Source organism: Ezakiella peruensis, from assembly GCF_900215725.1.
Taxonomy (GTDB): Bacteria; Bacillota; Clostridia; order Tissierellales; family Peptoniphilaceae; genus Ezakiella; species Ezakiella peruensis.
The window spans coordinates 1-23574 of sequence record NZ_LT962469.1 but is presented as its reverse complement, the minus strand read 5'-3'; the positions used below and the strand labels follow the sequence as shown (position 1 = coordinate 23574).

23 protein-coding genes are annotated in these 23574 nt (G+C 41.7%); 11 read left to right on the top strand and 12 right to left on the bottom strand.

Going from position 1 to position 23574, the window contains the following annotated elements; all coding sequences use genetic code 11:
* Nucleotides 1-864: 864 nt before the first annotated feature.
* The 7 genes from CUU59_RS00110 to CUU59_RS00085 form a co-directional block, all read right to left on the bottom strand.
* The gene (locus tag CUU59_RS00110; RefSeq protein WP_099950020.1) at nt 865-2310 is read right to left on the bottom strand and encodes a glycogen synthase; all 1446 of its coding nucleotides are present in this window, start codon (nt 2308-2310) and stop codon (nt 865-867) included.
* A complete protein-coding gene (locus CUU59_RS00105; protein WP_099950019.1) occupies nt 2298-4121 on the bottom strand; it encodes an ATP-binding protein in 1824 nt (607 codons plus the stop codon). The genes CUU59_RS00110 and CUU59_RS00105 overlap by 13 nt, the downstream gene beginning before the upstream one ends.
* Nucleotides 4121-5014, bottom strand: a complete 894-nt coding sequence (locus tag CUU59_RS00100; RefSeq protein WP_099950018.1) for a DNA double-strand break repair nuclease NurA — start codon at nt 5012-5014, stop codon at nt 4121-4123. The genes CUU59_RS00105 and CUU59_RS00100 overlap by 1 nt, the downstream gene beginning before the upstream one ends.
* The gene (gene rsmI / locus CUU59_RS00095) at nt 4998-5804 is read right to left on the bottom strand and encodes a 16S rRNA (cytidine(1402)-2'-O)-methyltransferase (RefSeq protein ID WP_099950017.1); all 807 of its coding nucleotides are present in this window, start codon (nt 5802-5804) and stop codon (nt 4998-5000) included. Before rsmI ends, CUU59_RS00100 begins: the two co-directional genes overlap by 17 nt.
* A 79-nt stretch (nt 5805-5883) precedes the next feature.
* Entirely contained in the window at nt 5884-6033 is a 150-nt protein-coding gene (locus CUU59_RS08095; protein ID WP_169922802.1) for a hypothetical protein, read from the bottom strand.
* 2 nt (nt 6034-6035) lie between these two features.
* Nucleotides 6036-6476 (bottom strand): hypothetical protein, encoded by a 441-nt coding sequence (locus CUU59_RS00090; protein WP_099950016.1) that lies wholly within the window; start codon nt 6474-6476, stop codon nt 6036-6038.
* A 10-nt stretch (nt 6477-6486) separates the two neighbouring features.
* Nucleotides 6487-7200 (bottom strand): Fic family protein, encoded by a 714-nt coding sequence (locus tag CUU59_RS00085; protein ID WP_245870528.1) that lies wholly within the window; start codon nt 7198-7200, stop codon nt 6487-6489.
* A gap of 137 nt (nt 7201-7337) precedes the next feature.
* Here CUU59_RS00085 and CUU59_RS00080 point away from each other — a divergent pair, with 137 nt between their 5' ends.
* The gene (locus tag CUU59_RS00080) at nt 7338-9059 is read left to right on the top strand and encodes a M3 family oligoendopeptidase (RefSeq protein WP_099950871.1); all 1722 of its coding nucleotides are present in this window, start codon (nt 7338-7340) and stop codon (nt 9057-9059) included.
* A gap of 619 nt (nt 9060-9678) precedes the next feature.
* Here CUU59_RS00080 and CUU59_RS00075 read toward each other — a convergent pair.
* Complete coding sequence (locus CUU59_RS00075; RefSeq protein WP_099950014.1) at nt 9679-11118, bottom strand: phospholipase D-like domain-containing protein; 1440 nt, start codon at nt 11116-11118, stop codon at nt 9679-9681.
* 181 nt (nt 11119-11299) lie between these two features.
* Here CUU59_RS00075 and CUU59_RS00070 point away from each other — a divergent pair, with 181 nt between their 5' ends.
* On the top strand, nt 11300-11488 hold the full coding sequence (locus CUU59_RS00070; RefSeq protein ID WP_099950013.1) for a hypothetical protein: 189 nt from the start codon (nt 11300-11302) through the stop codon (nt 11486-11488).
* Nucleotides 11464-11637, top strand: a complete 174-nt coding sequence (locus tag CUU59_RS00065) for an IS3 family transposase (protein ID WP_169922801.1) — start codon at nt 11464-11466, stop codon at nt 11635-11637. The genes CUU59_RS00070 and CUU59_RS00065 overlap by 25 nt, the downstream gene beginning before the upstream one ends.
* Nucleotides 11638-11726: 89 nt before the next feature.
* On the opposite strand, the gene hisS is transcribed toward CUU59_RS00065, so the two are convergent.
* From hisS to cobA, 4 genes are all read right to left on the bottom strand, one after another.
* On the bottom strand, nt 11727-13046 hold the full coding sequence (gene hisS / locus CUU59_RS00060; RefSeq protein WP_099950011.1) for a histidine--tRNA ligase: 1320 nt from the start codon (nt 13044-13046) through the stop codon (nt 11727-11729).
* Entirely contained in the window at nt 13046-13612 is a 567-nt protein-coding gene (locus CUU59_RS00055; RefSeq protein ID WP_099950010.1) for a GNAT family acetyltransferase, read from the bottom strand. Before CUU59_RS00055 ends, hisS begins: the two co-directional genes overlap by 1 nt.
* Nucleotides 13609-13875 (bottom strand): hypothetical protein, encoded by a 267-nt coding sequence (locus CUU59_RS00050; protein WP_099950009.1) that lies wholly within the window; start codon nt 13873-13875, stop codon nt 13609-13611. Before CUU59_RS00050 ends, CUU59_RS00055 begins: the two co-directional genes overlap by 4 nt.
* 77 nt (nt 13876-13952) lie before the next feature.
* Entirely contained in the window at nt 13953-14696 is a 744-nt protein-coding gene (gene cobA / locus CUU59_RS00045) for a uroporphyrinogen-III C-methyltransferase (protein ID WP_099950008.1), read from the bottom strand.
* A gap of 172 nt (nt 14697-14868) precedes the next feature.
* Here cobA and CUU59_RS00040 point away from each other — a divergent pair, with 172 nt between their 5' ends.
* The 8 genes from CUU59_RS00040 to CUU59_RS00005 all read left to right on the top strand — a co-directional run bounded on the left by CUU59_RS00040 (nt 14869) and on the right by CUU59_RS00005 (nt 23524).
* Nucleotides 14869-16005: an ABC transporter substrate-binding protein gene (locus tag CUU59_RS00040; RefSeq protein ID WP_099950007.1), complete on the top strand. Its 1137-nt coding sequence runs from the start codon at nt 14869-14871 to the stop codon at nt 16003-16005.
* Between the two features lie 41 nt (nt 16006-16046).
* Nucleotides 16047-17675, top strand: coding sequence for an ABC transporter permease (locus CUU59_RS00035; protein ID WP_099950006.1), 1629 nt, complete (start codon nt 16047-16049; stop codon nt 17673-17675).
* Complete coding sequence (locus tag CUU59_RS00030) at nt 17659-18579, top strand: ABC transporter ATP-binding protein (protein ID WP_099950005.1); 921 nt, start codon at nt 17659-17661, stop codon at nt 18577-18579. Before CUU59_RS00035 ends, CUU59_RS00030 begins: the two co-directional genes overlap by 17 nt.
* Nucleotides 18576-19778, top strand: coding sequence for a glycosyltransferase family 4 protein (locus tag CUU59_RS00025; protein ID WP_099950004.1), 1203 nt, complete (start codon nt 18576-18578; stop codon nt 19776-19778). The genes CUU59_RS00030 and CUU59_RS00025 overlap by 4 nt, the downstream gene beginning before the upstream one ends.
* Before the next feature lie 136 nt (nt 19779-19914).
* Nucleotides 19915-21276, top strand: a complete 1362-nt coding sequence (locus tag CUU59_RS00020; RefSeq protein ID WP_099950003.1) for a TrkH family potassium uptake protein — start codon at nt 19915-19917, stop codon at nt 21274-21276.
* Between the two features lie 8 nt (nt 21277-21284).
* Complete coding sequence (locus tag CUU59_RS00015) at nt 21285-21935, top strand: potassium channel family protein (protein ID WP_099950002.1); 651 nt, start codon at nt 21285-21287, stop codon at nt 21933-21935.
* A 394-nt stretch (nt 21936-22329) separates the two neighbouring features.
* Nucleotides 22330-22515 (top strand): helix-turn-helix domain-containing protein, encoded by a 186-nt coding sequence (locus CUU59_RS00010; protein WP_099950001.1) that lies wholly within the window; start codon nt 22330-22332, stop codon nt 22513-22515.
* Between the two features lie 124 nt (nt 22516-22639).
* Nucleotides 22640-23524 (top strand): IS3 family transposase, encoded by an 885-nt coding sequence (locus CUU59_RS00005; protein WP_146036048.1) that lies wholly within the window; start codon nt 22640-22642, stop codon nt 23522-23524.
* Nucleotides 23525-23574 lie beyond the last annotated feature (50 nt).

Below are 23574 nucleotides of genomic sequence, written 5' to 3'. Positions count from 1 at the left end.
ATTTCGATGAGGGCCGTAAGATTCACCAATCTCCAAAATTTATGGACCACATTCCCCTTGAGAATATTGTACTCAGAAAAAAATCGGTCCACATTCTCCTCAGACTATTTCAATCAATCAAACATCGCCTTTGGCTCGTTTTCTTGAAAAATAGGTTGCGTGAGTCCTGCATACCAATCGAACGTCGTTACACTCGTTCTCTTGGGCAGTGTCCTGTTCCCCGAAAATTGGACACAAAAGGAGGAGAACATGGACTACACCAAAGACTACAAAAAGAAAAAAGTAGAAGAATATCTAAACTCAAAACTATCACTTAGAAAATTTGTAAAAATTAACAACATACCCAAAACAACCCTTCAAGGTTGGATCCAAACATACAACGAATACGGACCAGATGCCTTTATGGACTCAAACAAAAGAAACACCTTAACTTTACANCAACTACCTAAGTCCAAATGAAAAAAGGGCCAAGTATTACGAAGAAAAAGAAAGAGCATAAAGAAGCTTTCTTGCTATATGATAAATTTTTGAATAAGCTTTATGTCAAGGGCTATGCAAGTTGCTTCGCAACCCTTGACAATCGCATTCAAAAATTTAGTTAGCAAGTAGAAAGCATTCTTTTAGATGAACAAATTATTTGTCCAACTTTTTGGGAACACCCCACAGGGCTGCAAGTGGACCCTACACGCTTCGCGTATTTTTTAGTTTTAATTGTATTGTTTTCACTAATCCAACAATGCAAATTTGCGAGGAAATTTCGATGAGATTCGAAGTGAAATAAATTTTTTAGGACGCAGGTGTACTAGAGCGTACATCGAGGACTAAAAAATTTTTTCACAAGAATGTCGCGAAATTAACCGCAAATTATACATACTCTTGCTTTAATTCATAGAAGATATCCAAATAAGCCTCCGTCGTAACCCCCCACCTGGAGTCCCTCTCCAAACAATTCACCTGCATCTGCTCATAGACTTCTGGCTTGTTGAAGTAGATGTCGCATGCGGTGTCGATGGCTTCCCTAAAGTTTTTGGAGGTTTGGCCAGAGAACAAAATGCCTTGGCCTTTTTTGGAAAATTTATTGTAGGCCTTAACTGAGTCCTTGAGGGTTCCCGTTTCGCGAACGATTGGAACTGACCCATAGCGCATGGCAATCAGCTGGTTGATGGCGGAGATTTCTGTCCGCGGTACTGCCAGATAAAAATCCGAACCAGCCAAAATCCTGTTGGCCTCGTTTTCGTTCATATAAAGCTTAGTTGCTATGCGGCCGGGGAAACGATTTTGATATTCGATTAATGTATCCTCGATTTCGGGGTCGCCAGTGCCCATAAAGATTATATTTATATTTTTCTCCATCAGATAATCCAAATTGTCGGCGATGAGGTCCGTGCCCTTTTGACTGATCATCCTGCCGATAACGCAGATCAGCATCTTGTCCACGCCCTCCAAATTATAATAATTCAAGAGTCCAAGCTTGTTGACCTTGCGTTCTTCCAAATTTTCCAGAGAAAAATTGGCGAATAATGACCCGTCAGTTTCTGGATTGTAGCGAATATAATTTAGGCCGTCCAAGATGCCAGCCATTTTAAAATTGTTGGCCTTGAAAAGTCCGTCCAATCTTTCAGAATAAAATGGGGTTTGGCATTCTTCCTTGAAAGTTGGGGATGGGAAGGTGATGTAATCGGCTGCCAGGATGCCGGCCTTTAAAAAGTTGACCGACTGATAAAACTTGTAGTCGAAATCGCCCACCATCTCCATGGGAAGACCAATAGCTTCGGCTTCGCAAATGGGATAGATTCCTTGGCTTTTGATGTCGTGGAGGGTCAAAACGGTCTTGACATTTTTATAGTACTTGTCGTTTTGCCTGAGTTTTTTAATATAGGCAGGAATTAATGCGGCTTCAAAGTCTTTGGCGTTTAATATATCGGTCTTTAAATCCATTTCCTTGATCATTTGGACGACGGCCTTGGAGAAAAATATAAAGCGTTCGCAGTCGTCGACCTCACCTATGACCCGGTTGCGGTTAAAATAGGTTTCGCTATCTATAAATAAAAATTCCACGCCTTCCACATCCAAAGTCAAAATGGATGCCGTGTGTTTTTCTGAATTGATGTCCACCATAAAATTTGTAATGTATCTAAGCGAATCAGAATACTTGGCCTTGACTGATTTGTAAAGGGGCATGACAACCTTGGCGTTGTGGTTTTTCTCCCTGTACTTGCGGGTGGAGTTGTAGACGAATTCCGCAGAGTTGGTGACCCTCACGAAGGGGACTGCCTCAACAGTTGCGACTAAGATATTTAATTTTTCCATGTGTACCTCCTTCCAAAAACCGTCTCTTCCATTTCAAAGGATCCAGCTTGTACCAGACGATTGAGCTCGGCTTTTAAAGAGTCTGTCGTGTAAGACATGCCCATATCTTCGAGTTCTTCGATCAGCTTCAGATAATCCGTTTCGTTAATTGGCGAATAAGTTTTTAAAATATCAATAATTTTATCAGTGGTCTTGGCCCTGTAATCCCTAAGCTCATCAAAGGGGTTTTCGCTCTTGGGTTGATGACTGATGGCCTGGCGGACGCGGACAAAAAGTGTCCGGCCGATAGTGGCCGACGAGAAGAAAACGTTACCCGATTTCAAATATGGCAGACGCTTTGCATCTTCGCTTGAAATATCGGTCTCGTCGCGAATAGTTTTGATGTCCGTTTCACGAGTCGTTCTAAAAAGCAATTTTGTGTTCAGCTGGGCTGTCGACGTGTCGTCAAGGATGCTTGGCCTTTGGGTTGCAAGGACCAAGAAGACTCCGTACTTCCTGCCCTCTTGGGCGATCTCGCGAATAATGGACTTGGATGGAGATTCATCGCCGCGTGGCGCAAAGTTGTGGGCCTCGTCAACGACTGAAACGAAGGGCGGAAAATAAGCTGCGTCAGATTTTATCTTGGCATCCAAATATTCCCTCCGCAAATTGTAAGTCTTCTTTAAGATAAAGGCTGTAAAAACTGTGAGCACGCGTTTGGACCCTTGGATGACCACGGTCTTGCCCGCTTTTAGATCTTCGATTACAGAACTTGATGCCGTGTCGAAAATCCCCGTCTTGTCAAGGGAGGTCAACCTCCAGCTAATGCCCTTTAATACATTTATATTGGAAGTTTTTATATACTTGCCGTAGGAAGCCAGCTTTGTGTCAAGGGTATTGGCCTCGGCAATGTTACCAGCCGCACGCAGGTCCTGAATTTCCTGGGCAATTTTATTTTCATCGCCGATTTGTAAGAGCTCAATCATAGATGAGATTTTAAATTTAAAGGAATCTATGGATTCATTTTGCTCTTTGATGTTTTCAATGGCCGCCTTCATGGGCTCGGTAAGGCCACCTGCTGATTGAAGCAGGTAAACCAAGTCAAAAGCTGACAGGTCGCGAAAGTCCACGCCAGCGTTCACGCCGACCTCATAAACCTCATAAGCGTCGTCAAAACGTCCGTCCTCACTTTCAAAGGTCATTTCATTGTGGGGATCAGAAATAATTGTGGGAATATTGTGGCGCATGAGCTCTTCCAAAATTACCCGTAATCCGTAGGACTTACCCGATCCCGATCCGCCAAAGACGCCCACGTGCGGGTAGTCCTTCATGGCCCATAAATCAAAAATCATGGGCAGCTCAAATTGGTCAACAGCTTTGCCGTCTTCGTAAGTAGTGAAGAGGTTTTTTAATTCATCGTCTGCGCCTGCATATAAGTTGTCAGTGTTTTTGATGGCGCCGACGATTAGGCCCTTGTCGGTGGAAGTGGAAATCAAAATGGATTTTACTTCGTCAAAGGTCGGCACGACCACATCTGACCCAGTTTCAATTGGATAAGGTGCTTCGTTTAACAAACGCACTTTTGCAATGTAAATCCTCTCGTTATCCAAGTCGTAGCCCAGCTCCTTTAAACTTTCCATAACTCGCTTGTCGGCCATGTCCGAATCCGGATCCAAAGGCATAAAGCGATTGTAAGTATGGGTTTCAATTGTCTCGCAAAGGAGAGCCCCCTGGCTGGGGTCGATAATTTTTAAATATTCATTGATGCGAATGGCCCGCTCGTTATCCACGATATAGGCTTCGCTTTGGCTAGTCATGCCTGCAACTTTCATTACATCCACCTCTTCTTTCTGGCTTGGTCCAGATAAATCCGTCTCAAGTCTTCGTCAATATATGTTTTAATAAAGGCCTCCAGCTCGCGGTCGGTAATCCGCGCGTACTTGTCCACCATGTCAATGATGTAGGGAATGCCACGCCCACTCTCAGGAGTCATGGTAAAAATTAAATCCAGGGCCTCTCTAATCCTTTTCTCATCTGAAACATTATAGTCGATTGCAATTGGCTGGGGGCTCAAGGCCGAACGAATATAAGCAGTCCCCACTTCAGTATTTTTCCTGTGCTTGGAATTTAAAATAAGGGCCTGGCCATAATCCAAAGCGCCAAAAACGATTTCTCGATCGTAGGCGTCAATGCCAAGTGACTCGGCCACCACTTTGGATTTCATGTCTTCGATAATGCCGACGACCAAAGTTTTATTTTTGTTGGCCACTTGGACAAGCTCATGGAAGTCGTCCTCTGCATTTGTCAAAAACCTGATAAAGCCGCCGTCCATAAAGAGGGCATGGGACTTAAATTTCTCCAGGCCTTGGATGGCAACCAGAACTTCCAGTCTTGCCAGTTCGTCCTTGGGGTTTTCGTAAGAGCCTGCCAGAGGGGAAATGATTTTATTAATTTCAAGCCTTTCCCTTTTTAAGTCCGGCAGATAGCAGACCGACAAAAGTGAAATCACATTTGGTTCATCGCCACCAAAGGAATTTACTGACCCGTCTACAGCTGCGATTGAATTTTCTTTATAAACGCCAAGTTCTTCTACAGTCAGTTTCCTGGCCTGGTAGAGTTCGCCGACCTGGGACAAGTCTGCCTTTATATGCGCCTTGTCGATCTTTTTATATTTTTCCCGCAAAGTCTCATTAAATTTTTCAAATTCTCTAATCCTGTCTTCCATGGTCCAGCTCCATCAAATAATTATAAATGTCATTTCTCTTGGCGTCGGGATTTCTTTCCATAACTTTTTTTACAATATCCTTGGTCCTTAAGCCTTCATCTTTCAATTGTTTAGCCAGGTCCCTAAAGTCTTCAATTTTTGCCTCGGCCCCCTGGACAACTATGACTAGCTCGCCGCGAAAGTCCATGTCCTTGGCTTCATGCAAGGTCGTTTTGATATGTTCTTCGTAGATTTTTGAAATCTCGCGGGCAATGGAAATATTCCTGTCGCCAAAAATTTCTTCCATGGCGGCAAGGGTTTCATTAATCCTATGGGGTGACTCGTAAAAGATAAGTGTATGGGAAATATTTTTTAGACTTTCAAGCTCGCGGTCGCGGTCAGATTTTTTCTGTGGCAAAAATCCCACAAAGGTAAAGCGACTTGCATCTAAGCCCGAAGCCACAAGGGCCGGCACAAAGGCAGTTGGTCCGGGCAGGCAAATGACTTCCGCTTGGACGGATTTCACCAAGAGCTCGCAGGGGTCCGAAATCCCTGGCGTGCCCGCATCAGAAATTACAGCTATGTCCACGCCGTCGTCCAAAAGGTCTTGGATCTCGTCAACCTTGGAGGCCTCATTGTACTTGTGGAGGCTGCGGAGTTTATTTTTTATTCCCAGATTTTTTAGTAAGATTCCCGAGTGGCGAGTGTCCTCACAGTAAATAAAGCCGACAGACTTTAAAATCTCGACCGCCCGAAAAGTTATATCAGATAAATTGCCAATAGGAGTTGGCACAATATACAAAATCCCCATAATATCACCTAGTTATATTATAACAGAAGAGAGACTTTTTTTCGACAATAAAAAACCAGCATGGCTGCTGGTGGAAAAATTATTTGTTTTTAATGCCCAATAATTTACAAACTTCTTCATGGGAATAAGTGACTGGGTTTTTCTTAAATTCTCTAAGAGCTTTTTTGTAAATAAAGAAATCGCTTTTACCTTCTTTAGATTTTTTACTTTTTATAGTTTTTTTATCCATTTTTATCTACTTTTCTTCTTTTTGTCCCTAATCAAAACATAAATCCAAGCCAAAAGTGCAGCTGCGATTAAGAATAATATCATAGAGAAATACTTGGCCCATGCCCTAAGGGGCGTGCAGTCAAAGTATTTAATATAAGAGTAAGGTCTCGTAGATAAGAGGCTGCGGTTAAGAATGGACGCCATAAAAAACAGGGAGTAGATAGATCTCGTTTTATCGTCTTGTCCCTCAAGCCCTCTAGTTAAATTAAAAATATAAAATCCAAGTGGTAGGACCTGACCCAAAATAGTCAAGACAACAATCAGCCAAGTTGGCATGAACAAGGCCTTGTCATAGACAAATTCCAAAATAGAATAAATAATGGGAACCAGGCCAAGCAAATAAACAAAAATCAAGACGCCTATCATAAATTTTCTCTTTCCCTCGCTGAGTTTATAATCCATAACTCTCCTCCTAATATTGAATCCTAAAATAATCCAGATACTTTTTAAATTTATCCTGAGCTGTCAGGCAAGTATCCATCAAATATCCTTTTTCCTCCTTATAATTTGCCAGGCCGCGATAGTAAAAATATTTTAAGTCCTCATCTATTATAAAGGGGACGATATTATGTTTTAGTGCTTCCTTCAATAAAATCAACCTGCCCACACGCCCATTGCCATCTTGGAAGGGGTGGATGGATTCGAATCTATAATGAAAGTCGACCAGGTCCTCAAAAGTTTTCTTACTTTTAGAAGCGTAAGCCTCCAAGAGCTTTTGCATTTCTTTTTCTACATCTTCAGGTGCTGTGGTTTCGCGGCCGCCAACTTCATTGGGGACACGCTTATAATCGCCGACTGCAAAGCACTCCTCATCCGCCTGACTTGTACCCGCCTTCAAAAGCTTGTGCAAAGCTTTTATAAAGTCTTGATTCAAATCGTCCATGGCATGGTCGATCACATAATCCACGCACCTAAAATGATTGGCCGTCTCTATCACGTCATCAAGGCTTATGACCTCGTCTACGCCCAGTGTATTGGTCTCAAAAATATAACGGGTTTGGTCGTGGCTGAGCTTGCTTCCTTCAATATGATTTGAATTGTAAGTAAATTCAATTTGCAACTTATGGTAGATTCCGCCAGATATTTTCTTGGCCTTCTCTGCCCTCAAAATTTCCAATAAAGTCATCTTATCACCTAGATATATTATAGCAGAAGTAAATGTTTTTTTCGACATTTTTGGGCCTGGCTATTTATATTTCAAAAAGCGTTTTATATCTAAGTCTAATGGGGTATAAGTATCCTGTAAATCAAAAGGAGGTTTATATGGAAAATAATAACTTAAGTGAACAATTAGAATTAAAATTTGAAGAATACGAATATGTCCGTCCGGATTTTGACGAGATTGACAAGCTGATCAAAGCTCAAATCGAAGAGCTCAAAAACGCCAAGCACGTGGACGAAGCTGTCCACGCTTACGAAGTCTACACCCACGCTTTGGCAGATGCAGACTCAATGACAACCTTGGCTTCAATCAGAAACTCAATCAACACCAAGGACGAATACTACGAAAAAGAAATTGAATTTATCCAAGAAAATTCACCACACCTAGAAAAAACTATTGTGGAATTCAAAAAAGCCTTCTTGGAATCAGAATTTAGAGATCAATTGGAAGAAAAATACGGTGAATACCTCTTCCAAAAATACGAAAACGATCTTCTAACATTCAAGCCTGAAATCGTTGACGACTTGGTAGAAGAAGCCAAGCTCACAACCGAATACCAAAAGCTCTTGGCCTCCTGCCAAAAGGACTGGGACGGGGAAAAATTAAATCTCACCCAACTTGGCAAGTACACCCAAGACAAGGATAGAAATGTAAGACAAAAGGCAACCAAGCTAGTAGCTGAATTCTTTGACGAAAACACAGCAAAGCTTGATGAAATTTATGATAAACTCGTAAAGGTTAGAAATTCTATGGCCAAAAAACTGGGCTACAAAAACTATGTAGAACTCGGTTACAAGAGAATGGGTAGGGTTGATTACGACGCAAATGATGTTAAAAATTACCGCGAACAAATCATCTCTGAAATCGTTCCACTTGCAACAAAACTTCGCGAAAGACAAGCCAAACGCCTTGGCCACGAATTGAAATTCTACGACGAAGGCCTACAATTTGAATCAGGCAACGCCAAACCACACGGCGACAAGGATTGGTGCCTAGACAAGGCCAAGAAAATGTACGCTGAGCTCAGCCCAGAAACAGACGATTTCTTTAGCTTTATGTTAAAGCACGACCTCTTTGACCTTGACTCCAAACCAGGCAAGGCAGGCGGCGGCTACTGCACATACATGTCCAAGTGGAGAAGCCCATTTATCTTTGCCAACTTCAACGGCACAACCCACGACGTGGAAGTTCTAACCCACGAAGCTGGTCACGCCTTCCAAGTTTATAATTCACGCGATTATATTTCAGAATATATTTGGCCTGGCATGGAATCAGCAGAAATTCACTCCATGAGCATGGAATTTTTCACCTGGCCATGGATGGAACTCTTCTTTGAAGGAGAAACTGAAAAATTCAAATTCTCCCACCTCCAAGGAGCAATCCTCTTCCTCCCATATGGAGCCCTCATCGACGAATTCCAACACTTCGTTTACGAAAATCCAGACGTAAGTCCTGAAGAAAGAAGAAAAACCTTCAGAGAACTGGAAAAGAAATATTTACCACACCGCGACTACGACGGCATTGGCGTCCTCGAAGACGGCGGCTTCTGGTTCAGACAAGGCCACATCTTCAGCGTTCCATTCTATTATATAGACTACACCTTGGCCCAAGTTTGCGCCCTCCAATTCTGGAAGAAAGACCGCGAAGACCACGAAAAAGCCTGGGAAGATTACCTCAACCTATGCAGGGCTGGCGGCACAAAACCATTCCTACAATTAGTCGAACTAGCAAATCTGGAAAACCCATTTGTAGATGGAACGATTAAGAAGACTGTTGCGCCAGTTGTCGAGTATTTGGACCAAGTAGACGACAGCAAATTCTAAAATTCCTTGTTTAAATTGCGGATTTTTTCAGTATTCAACATTTTGCTCATTCCGACGTACACTATAGTACGCCTCATTCGTCAAAATGTTTCAAGCTAAAAAAATCCATCAATTTACCCAGCGGAATTAAGAGAATGTAAATTAAAAATAAAAATTAAAATTAAAATTAAAAATCTTGCAGGAGTAATGTGCCTGCAAGATTTTTTTGTGTATATTGTTAAAATTATTGAATATAAAATATATTCGGGCAAGATTTTTCGGTCCACATTCTCCTCAGATTGTTGTACCCAATCGTTTTTCCCTACGGTCGAACGATTGGACAACAAGTTGCGTGAGTCACTGCATACCAATCGAGCATCGTTATCACTCGCTCTCTTGGGCAGGGCTGCAAGTCGCCCCTACAAACGTGCTGAACAATATCCGTTTTATAATCAGCTATAATTTGCGAGGGAATTTCGATGAGATTCGCATGAGTCACAAGTTTTTTATATGCATAATTTGTGAGGAAAATTTGAATAAAAACGCGAAGTACAGAATTTTTACGACTGAGGTGTACTCAAGTGTACTCCGCAAGGAGGAAATAATTCGCACGAGCGTTTTTAACAAATTTAACCACAAATTAAATGAAGAATTGGATTAAGCGGAACAAAACATACGCCATAAAAAACTTGGTTTTCTTTCCTTTTTCCACTTTCGGCTCTGTGAAATCTTCTCGCTCTATAAATTCATTGTCCCAACCAACTTGTAGGGATTGGTCCAGGGTTGGCTGGATTTGGGATAAGAAGTCTTGGGTGAAGGCTGGGCTATCGACGACGATCATGGTTTCGGTATTTAGATTTACCGACCGCGAGTCCATATTAAAGGACCCAAATGCAGTGATTTCATCATCAAAGACCAGGGCCTTGCCGTGGATGGATTCCTCGCCCAGGTATTCGTAAATATTAATGCCTGTGTCCAAGAACTTTTTCCTTTGAAAGAGATAATTTGGCGAGGCCATGATGTTGTTGGCAGAATAAAGGGAATTGGTAATGAAGGTCGTATCCAGATTTTGTCCTAGGTCAGATAAAAAATCCATAATGGGTTTTGTCCCCGTTGTATATGGCGTTTCCACCAGGGCGGATTCATTTGCCTCATGGGCCAGAGCCTTAAGGTCGTCCAAGATCCAGGCTTCGTTTTTGCCAAAGCGGGCTTCTAGTGGATTGTGAAATACCTTGATCCGTTTAGCCGAAAAAGTAGAGTCGACAAAATCGCTAACAGTACGATCGTAAAGGTCGCCTTTGTCGGCGAGAAATTTCCTGCCATCAGCCAATAGCTCTTGGATTTTCTCTGGGTCTGATTTTTTTGCTTTTACCTGCCTGTTTAGTTTATTGGTCCACAGGTCTTCATAATAAGCTTGGAAGGCGTCGACCACACTCAAAGGTCCGTCGCTTGCTTCCTTGAGCATAAAAATATCCCAGTCGTGTTTGTTGGCAGCCAGGGGATTTGCCAATGCAAAGTATGGATTGCCAACATTTCTGCCCCCGGTCAAAGCGTACTTGTTGTCGACCAAAATTATTTTATCGTGCAGGCCTTCAAAAAGTGTCCAGGGCCTGTAAATTTTAACTGGATTATAGCGACCAAATTCAATGTTTGGATGGCTGGCCAAGGCCCGTCTATATTTTTTGGGTAAGCCGCCTATCTTGCCGTCGACCATGAGGCGGACTTTTACTCCTCGGTCAGCCGCGTCCACCAGCTCACTTAAAAAAGCCTGAGACGATTCGTCGGTATCTATGGCATAGTAAACCACGTCTACATAATTCTCGGCCGCTCGAATCATTGACAGGCGAACCGCAAGTGCATCCGTCGGATCGCCAATGGCCTTGACTCGGTCAGGGCTTATTGAATTTTCTCCTGCCACCTCCCAGTCACTGGCCATCTGCAAGGCCGCCTCAGTCCGCGGGTGGTTTTTAGCCGGAATAAAATAAGAAAAAATCCCCGCGATCAAGATATATATTAAAATTATCCAAAAAATCTTTTTCAAAATTCTAATCACAATCGCAGTATTAACAAAACCTTTCATCTTATCCCCCCAAATAGATTTATATTTACGAATGACTATTGGTTAATATATACCCATTTGTCCGCAAAGAATTCAGAGTCTAATTAGGAAATGAAAACAAAAAAATATAGCTACCATAAAGTGGTATGATACATGCAAAGTAGACAGTCTAATTAATTAAAAACCCATAAAAGGAGAAAAAATGGGGAAAATTAAATTTGACTTAGAAACAAAAATACAAGCATGTAAAGAATACGAAAAAGGAAACAAATCATTCATAGAAATAGCCAAGGAAATAAATGCAGGAGATACAACTGTCGCCTCATGGTATGTAAAGTACAAGGAAAAAGGAGAANTAACGGACCAATGGAAGGGTTTTTTGGTACATTAAAGGCAGAGATGTTTTATGGTAAAGAGTTTAATTCTTTAGAAGAATTAAAAGAAAGAATTATGAATTACATTGAGTTTTACAACAACGAGAGGTTCCAGAAAAGATTAAACTGCATGGCTCCGTTGGAGTACAGAGAGTATGCAGTTTAAATATGTGTTTTTAATTAATTGTTGTGTCTACTTGACAAGGGGCAGTTCAAAAGGTAGCCTCTACAACGCTCCGCGTATTTTTTGTTTTATTATTCGGTGATAAATTTAAAGATGCCCTCATAATCATCTATATTTTTAATCATTTCGACTCCCGTCTCCATCTGTTTAATATAAATCTGGCCTTTTTCAATTTCATTGCCGCCGATTACTGTGACAAATGGAATGCCTTCTTTGTTGGCGTAGTTCATGGATTTTTTGACCCTTCTATCCATCTTTTCGATTTCGACTTTGAGGCCGAGCTTGCGGAGATTTTCCGCCAGGATAAAGCTTGGCACTTGAGTATCCATTGGAATTATAAAGAGATCGACAAGTGGTTGGCTTTCCCCTTCTGACTTGGCCTTTAAGACTTCGTAGATTACGTCCAGGCCAAAGGACATGCCTATGGCTGGATATTCATTGCCGTCGTCGATAAAGGTCCCAATGATCTTGTCATAGCGGCCGCCACCGCCCAATGACACGTTAAATTCATGGCCGTTTACCACACGGTCTTTTAAAAATATTTCCCAAACTGTGGATGTATAAATATCAATGCCCCGCGCCAAAAATGGCTTAAAGGCCATGGACTCATTGGCATCTGTGTTTGCTGTTAGAGCATGGAGTTCGTCGAGTTCTTTCAAACCCTCTTGCAAGAGTTCGACTTCCGAATCTTTGTATTTGTCTTTGATTTCATCATAGGTCATGGAGAAAGTCGCATAGAGATTTTCAAATTTGTCAGCCCCAAAACCCAATTCTGCAAATTCTTTTGCAAGAGCTTCCTTGGTCATCTTGTCCAGTTTGTCCACCAGCATGATGCACTTTCTTAAAGACTCTTCGTCCATTTGACCCAGAGTTTCTATTATGAGTCCGTACAAAAGTTTCCTATTATTATATAAAATTTCCACATCCAGACCTAAGTCCTTGTAGGCGTGGTGGGTAAGGTTCATAAATTCTGCCTCTTGGAGCATTGATGAAATGCCGACTGCGTCCACATCGCATTGGGTGAACTCACGGTTCCTGCCGAGCTTTACTGGGCCGTCGCGGTAGACCCTGCCGATTTCGTGGCGCTTAAAAGGAAGTGTAATTCCCCTGTTAGATGAAATTAATTTTGTCAGGCAAATGGTCAGGTCATAGCGAAGACCCAAAGCCCGTTCGCCTTGGTCCGACAGCTGATAAATTTCGTCCAAGATATCCGCATCAGCAGAATATTTTGACGTCAACAAATCAAGCATGCAAACAATTGGCGTTTCCGCTGCAGGAAAGCCGTACTTAACAAAATTTTTCTTTAAAATATCCTTTATGTGTTCTCTCAACATCTGCTCGTGGGGCAGGTAGTCGTGAGTTCCCTTTAGTGTTTCAAATTCTTTAGCCATTATTCCGTCCTATCTGTTGTAGTTCCAAGTTCCCAATACTTGTTATTATTAAATTCAAATTCCTTGATCACATCCAGGCCAACCTTGTGGGTGTGGGCATTATAGGATCTGGGATTGATTTGGTTGACAAAGGTCAGCAGGTATTTAAACCTATCCTTCATGGTTGCCAGCGAGAAGAAAAATAATTTTTCAAAGGCGCCCGTGGACCTGTATTCCTTTAAAATACAAATGGGTCCGTATTGGTAGGAATTTTCCACGCTCATGACCTCGCCCTTGTAAGTATCCTCGTGTAGTCTATCAATCATGTAATGAAAAAGAGGCCAGACCTTCCAATAATCCCAAGAAGCTGCCAAGGCATAGCCGACAATCTTGTCATCTTTATCTTCGTCAATCAAAACACTGACGCCCTTTTCATCTTCAATCAAGCTCTTCCATTGGTCTTCGGTGAGTTTAGTCGTAACAAAGCCGTCTGGCTTATCTTCTGGACTAATGGTGTCCACATGAAATTTCTTTTGCAAGACCAAAAGTTCGTCTATGTCATTTATCTTTGCAAGTCTGGTTTTCATAAAATCCTCCTTAAATTTCCGCAATTAGAATTAGGCATGGTAAAACAGGCAATAATTAGTCCGATGCCTATTATGACGCCGATTATAGAAAGTAGCCGCCCAGCTCTCGCTATGTCCCTGGATGAATCCGCTTCTAAGTTAGCGCTGGCCATGGTCCAACCAAGAGCGCCTAGTACAGTCGAGAACAAAGAGCTAAAAGCGAAAATAGATAAAATTCCAAATACCAGTGACCATATTCCTGGATCAGTTTTATTTGTCTTCATATCTCCCTCCTTATAATTAAAAACGTCTGCTTAACTAACCTTATATTATCATTTATCAACCTATTTTTCAAGCCGCTTTAATCTTCTAAGGCATTCACAACCTCGCCCACGACAATTATTGCTGGGCTATTGATTTCGTATTCCTTTTCTACAATGGAAATCAAGTCCGTCCTGATAACTTTTTCCTCGGGCAGGCTGGCGGCTGAAATCAAGGCTGCAGGATAAGATTTGTTAAAGCCTGCGTCAATCAAACGCTGGGCAATATTTTTTCTGTCCCGTCTCCCCATCAAAAACACAATCGTTCCGCCAAGGTCATGGAGGGCGGCAAAATTTATGTGGTCGGCCGAACGCTCCAAGATGTGGGCGGTCATAACCGTAAAGCTCCGCGCAATCTTCCTGTGGGTTATGGGAATATTATTTAAACCCAGAGCCGCAATGGATGATGAAATGCCGGGGACAACTTCCGTTTCAATGCCCAGTTTATTTAAGTACAAGACTTCCTCTCCACCCCTACCGAAGACGAAGGGGTCTCCACCTTTAAGCCTGACCACATTTTTGCCAGCGGCCGCCTGGTCGTAGAGGATTTTACAAATTTCTTCTTGGGGTACAGATTCACCCCCGCCAATTTTGCCCGCGTAAATTTTTTCAGCTTGCGGATTTAAAGATAAAAAATCCTCACTTATATATTTGTCGTAGACGATCACATCTGCAGATTCAATTGCCTTAAGCCCTCTTACAGTTACCAGGTCGACCGCACCCGGTCCAGCACCAACTAAAATTACTTTTCCCTTTTTCTTATTATTTATATTTTCCTTTTCCATGGCCACCTCTTTTCCTATTATAAGTATTATAACACATAATAAAATTTTTTTGCCTATAAATTTTATCAATAGCAAAAGGCTTTTAATTAAATTTTTTTATAAAATGATTAATATATCTTTTACAGGGTATATGGTTTATGTTGGGAGATTCCCAAATATTAAGGAGGAAAATATGAACAATAAATTTTTAAAAATTTTTAGCTTAATCCTAGCTGTATTTTTTGTAGCTGGAACATTGGCTGCCTGCCAAAAACCAGCTGACAAAGCTGAAACAAAGACAGCTGAAGAAGCTAAGACAGAAGAAAAAACAGAAGAAAAGAAAGATGAAAAGCCAGAAGAAAAGACAGAGGAAGCTAAAGAAGCTGAATGGCCAGACTTCAATGGTCGCACACTAAACGTTGTTGCAACAAGCGACAAGTATGTAAAGCTCTTTGATAAGTTCACAGAAAAGACAGGAGCCAAGGTAGAATTCCTCTCCATGTCATCAGGTGAAGTTATCAACAGAACAAAGGCTGAAGGCAAGCCAATGGCTGACCTATGGTTTGGCGGCGGACTCGACGCATTTATGGCTGCAAAAACTGACGGCCTACTAGAAAATTACATTTCACCAAACGCTGCTGACGTTGATCCAGCTTACAAGGATGCAGATGGCGCATGGATTGCAAAGGGCCTAACAGTTGCAGGTTTCATCGTAAATCCAGACGTTCTAAAGGAAAAAGGACTTGAAGCTCCAAAGACATGGGCAGAACTTGCTGATCCAAAATACGCTCACGAAGTTATCATGTCAAACCCAGCAATCTCAGGCACCAACTACGCAGTAGTTAAAGGCCTCTTGGATTTGTTTGGTGATGAGGGTTGGGATTACATTGAAAAATTAAATGCCAACATCGACTTCTACGGCAAACGCGGCAAGGACCCTCAAGAAAAAACTGCAGCAGGCGAATTTGCTATCGGCATTATCCCTGTTGACAACGGTGCTTTCAAAGTTGCTGAAGAACAAGGCCTAGATGTAATTTATCCAGAAGACGGTATTCCATGGGTACCAGAAGGAGTTGCAATTTTCAAGAGTTCAGACAATGTTGAAGTTGCAAAATCATTTGTAGATTTCATGCTAACAACAGAAGCCCAAGAAATGATTGCAGAACTCGACGGCAAAGACTCAGCTCAAATTATTAAACCGGGCGTAAAGGGTCTAGAACTTGGCCTACCACAAGATAAGCTTATCAAACAAGACCTATCAACCTTTGGTAGCGAAAGACAAAACATCTTAGACAAATTCCTTGAAATTTCCAAGGGAAAAACAGAATAATATAAAAATTAATCTCGCTTAAGAGAAAAGAAGGAGCAAGTATGAAAAGAAGACAGCTATTCCAAGTATTAGATTATTTAATCGTAAGCCTTTTGGTGGTCTCTGTCGTCCTTTTCATCCTTGTTCCTTTTATTTTTGTTTTCAAAGAGGCGATTATATCCGACCATTCACTTGATTTTTCGTCCATGGTCGCCCTCTTTAAAAACCAGGGCAAAACTATAACCAACACCCTAAAGATGGGTTTACTTACTACATTTTTTTCATCTCTGTCGGCACTCGCCACGGCAATTATTATTTACCTGTCCAGCAAAAATATGCAAAGAGTGCTTTTGACTTTACTTAGCATAACCCTGATCTCGCCGCCCTTTGTCACGAGTTTATCCTTTATAAATCTCTTTGGCAGGCGGGGAGCTATCACCTACCATCTTTTGGGCTTATCCATGAATCCTTACGGACTCTGGGGGATCGTCATGATGCAAACCATCAGCAATTTATCTTTGAATTCCCTCCTCCTATTTTCATTTATAAAATCAATTGACCAAGACATAATTAATTCTGCCAGAAATCTGGGAGCCAACACGAGCAGCCTGATCAAGGATATTATTTTACCTGCGGCCAGGCCCGGCCTCAAAGCTGTTGTGTTATTATCGTTTTTTAGGTCAATCGCAGACTTCGGCACGCCTGCCATTATCGGAGGCAATTTCAATGTGCTGGCGGTCGAATCTTATTTTGCAGTTATAGCTGAGGGCAATCTGGCCAAGGCCTCTGCAATCAATGTTTTATTGTTAATCCCGTCACTCTTAATGTTTTTATTCTACGGGAGGGACTTCAAGTCCATGGCACCGACGGCTGCTGGCGTGACTTCGACCTCGGAGATCAAGATAAAAAAATCGGGCAGTCTTTATTATTTGCTCCTTACGATCTCGGGATTTTTTCTCTTGGCCGTTACAATTCTCTACGCGGCAATTGTCATGTCGGCCTTCACCAAATTTTACCAAGGGCAAATGTACTTTACCCTGGAAAACTTCGTGGAGACCCGACCATATATAACGGGAACTGCAATTCGCTCGGTCGTCTACTCGCTGATTTCTGCAATCTTTGGATCCATAATTGGACTTCTCATCGGCTATTATTTAAAAATTAGAAAGATGAGGGTCATGAAATACGTAGACTTCTTTGCAAATCTGCCATATATAATTCCAGGAACTTTTTTCGGCCTGGGCTATATACTGGCTTTTAAAAATCCGCCACTCGTTTTAACGGGGACGGCGACCATAGTTGTCCTGAACGTTTTATTTAAGCAGCTGCCATTTTCGTCACGCATGGGCGTGGCTGCCATGGAGGGAATTTCAACCGACACCTTAAATTCCATCCGTGACCTGGGCGGATCGCGTGTTGACGAAATCAAAGACGCGGTCATCCCACTTTCGCGTGAGGCCCTTAGCGTTAGCTTTGTAAACGCCTTTACCACAACCATGACCACCATAGGGTCCATTATATTTTTAATTTATCCGGGCCAAAAAGTCTTGACCCTGGTCATGTTCGACGTAATTCAATCCGCCAAGTACAATGTGGGCGCGGTTATAGCCCTATTGATTATCGTTATTTGCCTGACTGTAAACGGACTTTACAGGCTTTGGATGAGGAGGACAAATGTTTCTAGAAGTTAAAAATCTAACAAAAAAATACGGGGACAAATACGCCATCAAGGACGTGTCCTTTGAACTGGAAGCCGGCAAACTCATGTGCTTCCTGGGCCCATCGGGCTGCGGCAAGTCCACAATCCTAAAGGCCATTGGCGGCTTTATAAAATTTGACGGCGACATATTTTTGGACGGGAAAAACATTTCACATCTACCGCCCGAAGAAAGGGAAGTCTCTACAGTCTTTCAATCATTTGGCCTCTTCCCACATATGACTATAATGGAAAACGTGACCTACGGTTTAAAGTTCCGCGGCTTCTACAAGGAGGCCCGGATTAAAAAAGGCAAGGACATGCTTGAAAAAGTAGGACTGGCCGGTTACGACAAGCGTAAACCCCACGAGCTATCGGGCGGAGAAAAGCAAAGGGTGGCAATCGCAAGAAGTTTGATTGTCGAGCCAAAATTATTACTCTTGGACGAGCCCCTTTCAAGCCTTGACGCCAAACTCCAAGTGGAAATGCGGTCGGAGATCAAACGCTTCCAGCACGAATTTGGGATCACGACAATCTTTGTCACCCACAATCAAAAAGAGGCCTTTGAAATCTCTGACAACATTATGCTTTTAAACAAGGGAGAGATTATGCAAATCGGGACAGCCGAGGAAATTTATAAGCACCCAGCCAATGAATTTGTTTTAAATTTCATCGGCGATTCATCGCGGATCGATACTTCTTATGTCCGCCCCGAAGACATTACAATCGCTGATGACGGCGAACCAGCCAAGATTGTAGACCTGATTTACCAGGGGGAAATCTCCAAACTTACACTGGACTACCAAGGCCACAAACTGGAAACCATATTTTTAAATCGCGATTCCGATTACAAGATCGGCGACACAATAAATATCAAAATCAAAAGGAGGGACTTATGAGAATCTTACACGTGCTCCAACAATTGCCAATGAAGACAGGGTCTGGAGTTTACTATACGAATTTAATCGAAGAACTTGACAAGCACGGCCACGAAAATATAATGCTTTATGCAAACCAAAATGAATTTGATTTCCCAAAATCAGACCTGCGTTTCGAGGTAGAATTTAAATCTGACCGCCTGCCTTTCCCAATCATGGGAATGTCCGACGTCATGCCCTACGATTCAACGGTCTTTTCCGAGGCCACGGACGAGATGTTTGACAAGGTCCTTGACGCTTACAGGGAAAAATTAATTTACATCAAGGAAAATTTAAAGCCAGATATAATCATCTCCCACCACTTATTTTTGGTGACAAATCTGGTCAAGGAAGTCTTTGCCGACCAAAAGGTCTACGCTTTCTGTCACGGGACCGATTTAAGGCAAATTGGCCAGCACGAAAAATTTAAAAAGATGCTGCCCAACATTCCAAAACTCGAGAGAATTTTCACAGTTGCACCGGGTGAGGATGCAAAAATTTCTGCAATATTTGATATACCAAAAGAAAAAATCACTTTAATCGGCGGCGGCTTTAACCAAAATATTTTTAATACCAATTACAAGGCTGAGCCACGCGATTTTATAAAAATTATGTACGCAGGAAAGATTTCCGAATCCAAGGGCGTTTTTGCCCTGGCCGGAGCTTTGCCCTATATAGAAGAAGCCAATCCTGATGTTGAACTCCACCTGGTTGGCCACGCAAACGAAGACCAAAGAGAAAAATTATTTGCTAATGCAAAAAATTCTGACAAACTCTTTGTCTACAATTCCCAAACCCAGAAGACAATGGCGGAAAAATTAAAAAATTCCGACATCTTTGTCCTGCCATCATATTATGAGGCCCTGGGACTCATTGCAATCGAGGCTCTGGCCTGCGGCAAGCTTGCAGTTACATCTGATATAGCTGGCCTAAAAAACCAATTGGGTGACAAGGTTAATAAGTCGGGCGTAATTTTATATACAGAACTGCCGCGCATCTACGACCTGGACAAGGCAGTTGAGGAAGACATTCCAGCCTATGAAAAACGCCTGGCAGCTAATATCATCAAGCAAATCGAAAAAATAAAAGCCGGCTACAAGATACCGGCAGACATCCAAGAGGAAATCGACAAAAATTCCTGGGAAAAATTGGCCCTAAGAGTATTGGAGTATTTAAAATAAAAATAAAGATTGAACGAGGCGAAATTTCCGCCTCGTTTTTTGTGTGTTTGAAATCCCTTTTTTTATTTGTCTTTTGGTGTTATAATCTTAATTACACGAAGGCTTATTATAAAGGAAGCTACAGAAAGGAAAAGAAATGAATAAATCCAGCCACCACCGTTTGGAGCCAACTAAATACATTACTTTAGGCTTTTTATCCGTAATTATAATCGGCGCCCTACTTTTAGCCACTCCCCTTGCCACAAAATCTGGCAAGAGCGTGGGATTTTTGAATGCCTTTTTCACCTCCACATCGGCCGTCTGCGTTACGGGTCTGGTGGTTGTGGATACGGCGACCACTTGGAATCTCTTTGGCAGGATTGTCATCATGACGCTAATCCAAATCGGCGGCCTGGGTTTCATGTCAATCGCGACCTTGATCCCACTGATTTTAAATAAAAAAATCGACCTCAAGGACCGTTTGATCTTAAAGGAGCAACTCAACCAATCCAAACTCCAAGGCATAGTTGTTTTACTCAAAAAAGTTTTTGCAATCACCTTCGCCATCGAACTCTTGGGCGCGGCTTTACTTTCACTGGCCTTTGTCCCCCGCTTCGGTTTTATAAAGGGCCTGGGCTACGGGATTTTTCATTCGATATCGGCCTTTTGCAATGCTGGCTTTGATTTATTTGGCGGCCACTATGGAAAATTTTCATCCATCACTGGCTTTTCCAATTCGCCCTATGTTCTACTGACCATCTCCACTCTGATAATCTTGGGTGGGATTGGTTTCCCAGTTATTATAAATCTGATAAATCACTTTAAAGACGAAGAACGCATTAGCTTGCATTCAAAGATCGCCCTGACTGCAACTGGAGTCCTCTTGGTCCTGGGCACCATAATATTTTTTGCCCTGGAATACAATAACCCAGCCTCTCTTGGCAACATGGGTTTTGCGGACAAGGTCACAAATTCATTTATGCAGTCGACCACCACCAGAACGGCCGGTTTTGCCAGCGTGGACATGAGTCGCCTGCGCGAGGGGACCCTATTTATGATGATCATCCTCATGTTTATCGGCGCATCGCCTGCCTCAACCGGCGGCGGTATCAAGACGGTCACCCTAGTCGTTTTAATTATGAACATCCATTCCATTATAAAGGGCTCAGAAGACGTAAATATTTTTAAAAGACGGCTCCAATACGGCACAGTCCGTAAGGCCATAGCCATATTTTTAATCGCCATGATCTTTGTCCTGGCAGGGACCTTTATAATGGTAAATGTCGAACCCGAATACAATCTCTTGAGCTCACTTTTTGAATGTACCTCGGCCATTGCAACCGTCGGCTGTTCAATTGCAGGCAGCCAGTACCTGACAAGCCTTGGCAAGATTTTGATTTCGATCTTTATGTTCGCCGGCCGGGTCGGCATGATCACACTTTTCATCTCAATGGCAGGAATCACATTGGATTCAAACGCCAAGATTAAATACCCTGAAGAAAATATTTTAATAGGATAGGAGAAGATATGTTAAACAAAGGAAAACAATATTTAGTAATAGGCTGCGGCCGCTTTGGCTCAACCGTTGCAACCACCCTTGAAGACCTGGGCAACCAAGTTATGGCAATCGACATTGACGAAGACGCCCTGCAAAAAATTGCAGACCGGGTCACCTACTCTGCCATAGTCGACGTAACTGACGAAAACGCCCTCATAGATATTGGCATCAGAAATTTTGATGCCGTCATCATCGGTATATCCACCGACTTTCGTGCGGCCATTATGTCAATACTCGTCGCCAAAGAAATGGGCGTCAAACTCGTAGTATGTAAGGTGGCTGACGAAATCCAATCCAAGGTTATGAAAAAAGTCGGCGCAGACTATACGATAATGCCAGAGCACAGCGTGGGCCGCCGCCTGGCCTATAACCTGACATCAGAAAATGTCGTCGACCAAATGATATTGTCTGATGAATTATCAATCTACGAAATCAATGTCCCAGAAAAATGGATCGGCAAGTCCATCGGCCAACTCGATTTGCGTAAGCAACACGGGATAAATATTATAGCCATAAAGAGAGAAGGTAAGACTATGCTGACCATACGCCCGGATGTTGTATTTGAAGCGGGGGATGCGATTATTCTCGCCGGTGATAATGAGATTATAAAACATATTTGAGGTTAAAATTGTTTCTTTGACTCGTGCGAATTGTTTGCCCCTTGCGGCGTAGGACTCACTACGCCTCAGGTTCAAAAATTCTGTACTTCGTCAAATAATTCAATTTTTCCTCTCAAATATTTACTAAAGATGTTCTGATTGGAGAACATCTTATTTTTTATATTATATAAAATAAGATAGAGAATATAAAAAACTAAAAAATAACGCGAAGCGTTGTAGCGGCCGATTGCAGCCACGCCCAAGAGACAAGTCCGCACGGACGCCGTCGATTGGCTAGCGTTGACTCACGCAACTTGTTGCCCAAGAGGTCAATTTCCTGTAGAGGCGATCCTTTTGGTATGATACATGCAAAGTAGACAGTCTAATTAATTAAAAACCCATAAAAGGAGAAAAAATGGGGAAAATTAAATTTGACTTAGAAACAAAAATACAAGCATGTAAAGAATACGAAAAAGGAAACAAATCATTCATAGAAATAGCCAAGGAAATAAATGCAGGAGATACAACTGTCGCCTCATGGTATGTAAAGTACAAGGAAAAAGGAGAAGAGGCTCTAAAGTCAAGAACTNAACTGAAATAGATGAAAGTAAACTCACAGATACAGAGAAATTAAAACTTGAACTTGAAAAAGAAAAAGAAATTAGAAAAAGACTTGAATTAGAGCTTGAAGTTCTTAAAAAAAAAGAAGCTATGGAAAAACAGCTATACACTCAAAACTACGTCAAGAAGCTCAATACCTTACGGTCGACATCTTCAAAGAAAAAGGATACCAAGTAAAAACCATCTGTGAAATACTAAAGATTTCAAGAAGTAGCTACTACAAATACAAAAAAAGACAAAAACCTGAAAAAGAAAAACAAGACGAATTACTAAGTAGCTTAATATTTGAATACCATAGAACCTATGACGGGATCCTAGGATACAGAAGAATGACCATGTTCATAAACAAATTAAACCACAAAAACTACTCAGAACAATACATCTACAGACTAATGAAGCTCCTAGGAATAAAAGCAAGAATTAGAAGAAAGAAAGTAGTTAGAAAAACAATAGAACCATTCTACACAAGAGAAAACATCCTTAAAAGAAAATTCAAAGCAGAAAAACCTAACGAAAAGTGGCTTACAGACATAACAGAATTTAGCATAACTGGAGAAAAGAAAAAACTCTACCTAAGTGCAATACTTGATCTATACGACAACAGCATCATAGAATATGAATTGTCATACAGAAGCAATGCAGAAATTGTTTTTAAAATGTTTGACAAGGCCATAGACAAATACCCTAATGCAAAACCAATATTCCATAGTGACCGTGGCTGTCAATATACATCAAAAGCATTTAAAAGAAAAGTGGAAGGTCAAGGGATGAAGCATAGTATGTCAAGGGTAGGTAAATGTATAGATAACGGACCAATGGAAGGGTTTTTTGGTAYATTAAAGRCAGAGATGTTTTATGGTAAAGAGTTTAATTCTTTAGAAGAATTAAAAGAAAGAATTATGAATTACATTGAGTTTTACAACAACGAGAGGTTYCARAAAAGATTAAACTGCATGGCTCCGTTGGAGTACAGAGAGTATGCAGTTTAAATATGTGTTTTTAATTAATTGTTGTGTCTACTTGACAAGGGGCAGTTCAA

Excerpts from the sequence above, each read along its gene's own strand:
- CUU59_RS00110 (WP_099950020.1), bottom strand. The coding sequence starts at position 2,310 with ATGGAAAAATTAAATATCTTAGTCGCAACTGTTGAGGCAGTCCCCTTC.
- CUU59_RS00105 (WP_099950019.1), bottom strand. The coding sequence starts at position 4,121 with ATGAAAGTTGCAGGCATGACTAGCCAAAGCGAAGCCTATATCGTGGAT.
- CUU59_RS00100 (WP_099950018.1), bottom strand. The coding sequence starts at position 5,014 with ATGGAAGACAGGATTAGAGAATTTGAAAAATTTAATGAGACTTTGCGG.
- rsmI (WP_099950017.1), bottom strand. The coding sequence starts at position 5,804 with ATGGGGATTTTGTATATTGTGCCAACTCCTATTGGCAATTTATCTGAT.
- CUU59_RS08095 (WP_169922802.1), bottom strand. The coding sequence starts at position 6,033 with ATGGATAAAAAAACTATAAAAAGTAAAAAATCTAAAGAAGGTAAAAGC.
- CUU59_RS00090 (WP_099950016.1), bottom strand. The coding sequence starts at position 6,476 with ATGGATTATAAACTCAGCGAGGGAAAGAGAAAATTTATGATAGGCGTC.
- CUU59_RS00085 (WP_245870528.1), bottom strand. The coding sequence starts at position 7,200 with ATGACTTTATTGGAAATTTTGAGGGCAGAGAAGGCCAAGAAAATATCT.
- CUU59_RS00080 (WP_099950871.1), top strand. The coding sequence starts at position 7,338 with ATGGAAAATAATAACTTAAGTGAACAATTAGAATTAAAATTTGAAGAA.
- CUU59_RS00075 (WP_099950014.1), bottom strand. The coding sequence starts at position 11,118 with ATGAAAGGTTTTGTTAATACTGCGATTGTGATTAGAATTTTGAAAAAG.
- CUU59_RS00065 (WP_169922801.1), top strand. The coding sequence starts at position 11,464 with ATGGAAGGGTTTTTTGGTACATTAAAGGCAGAGATGTTTTATGGTAAA.
- hisS (WP_099950011.1), bottom strand. The coding sequence starts at position 13,046 with ATGGCTAAAGAATTTGAAACACTAAAGGGAACTCACGACTACCTGCCC.
- CUU59_RS00055 (WP_099950010.1), bottom strand. The coding sequence starts at position 13,612 with ATGAAAACCAGACTTGCAAAGATAAATGACATAGACGAACTTTTGGTC.
- CUU59_RS00050 (WP_099950009.1), bottom strand. The coding sequence starts at position 13,875 with ATGAAGACAAATAAAACTGATCCAGGAATATGGTCACTGGTATTTGGA.
- cobA (WP_099950008.1), bottom strand. The coding sequence starts at position 14,696 with ATGGAAAAGGAAAATATAAATAATAAGAAAAAGGGAAAAGTAATTTTA.
- CUU59_RS00040 (WP_099950007.1), top strand. The coding sequence starts at position 14,869 with ATGAACAATAAATTTTTAAAAATTTTTAGCTTAATCCTAGCTGTATTT.
- CUU59_RS00035 (WP_099950006.1), top strand. The coding sequence starts at position 16,047 with ATGAAAAGAAGACAGCTATTCCAAGTATTAGATTATTTAATCGTAAGC.
- CUU59_RS00030 (WP_099950005.1), top strand. The coding sequence starts at position 17,659 with ATGTTTCTAGAAGTTAAAAATCTAACAAAAAAATACGGGGACAAATAC.
- CUU59_RS00025 (WP_099950004.1), top strand. The coding sequence starts at position 18,576 with ATGAGAATCTTACACGTGCTCCAACAATTGCCAATGAAGACAGGGTCT.
- CUU59_RS00020 (WP_099950003.1), top strand. The coding sequence starts at position 19,915 with ATGAATAAATCCAGCCACCACCGTTTGGAGCCAACTAAATACATTACT.
- CUU59_RS00015 (WP_099950002.1), top strand. The coding sequence starts at position 21,285 with ATGTTAAACAAAGGAAAACAATATTTAGTAATAGGCTGCGGCCGCTTT.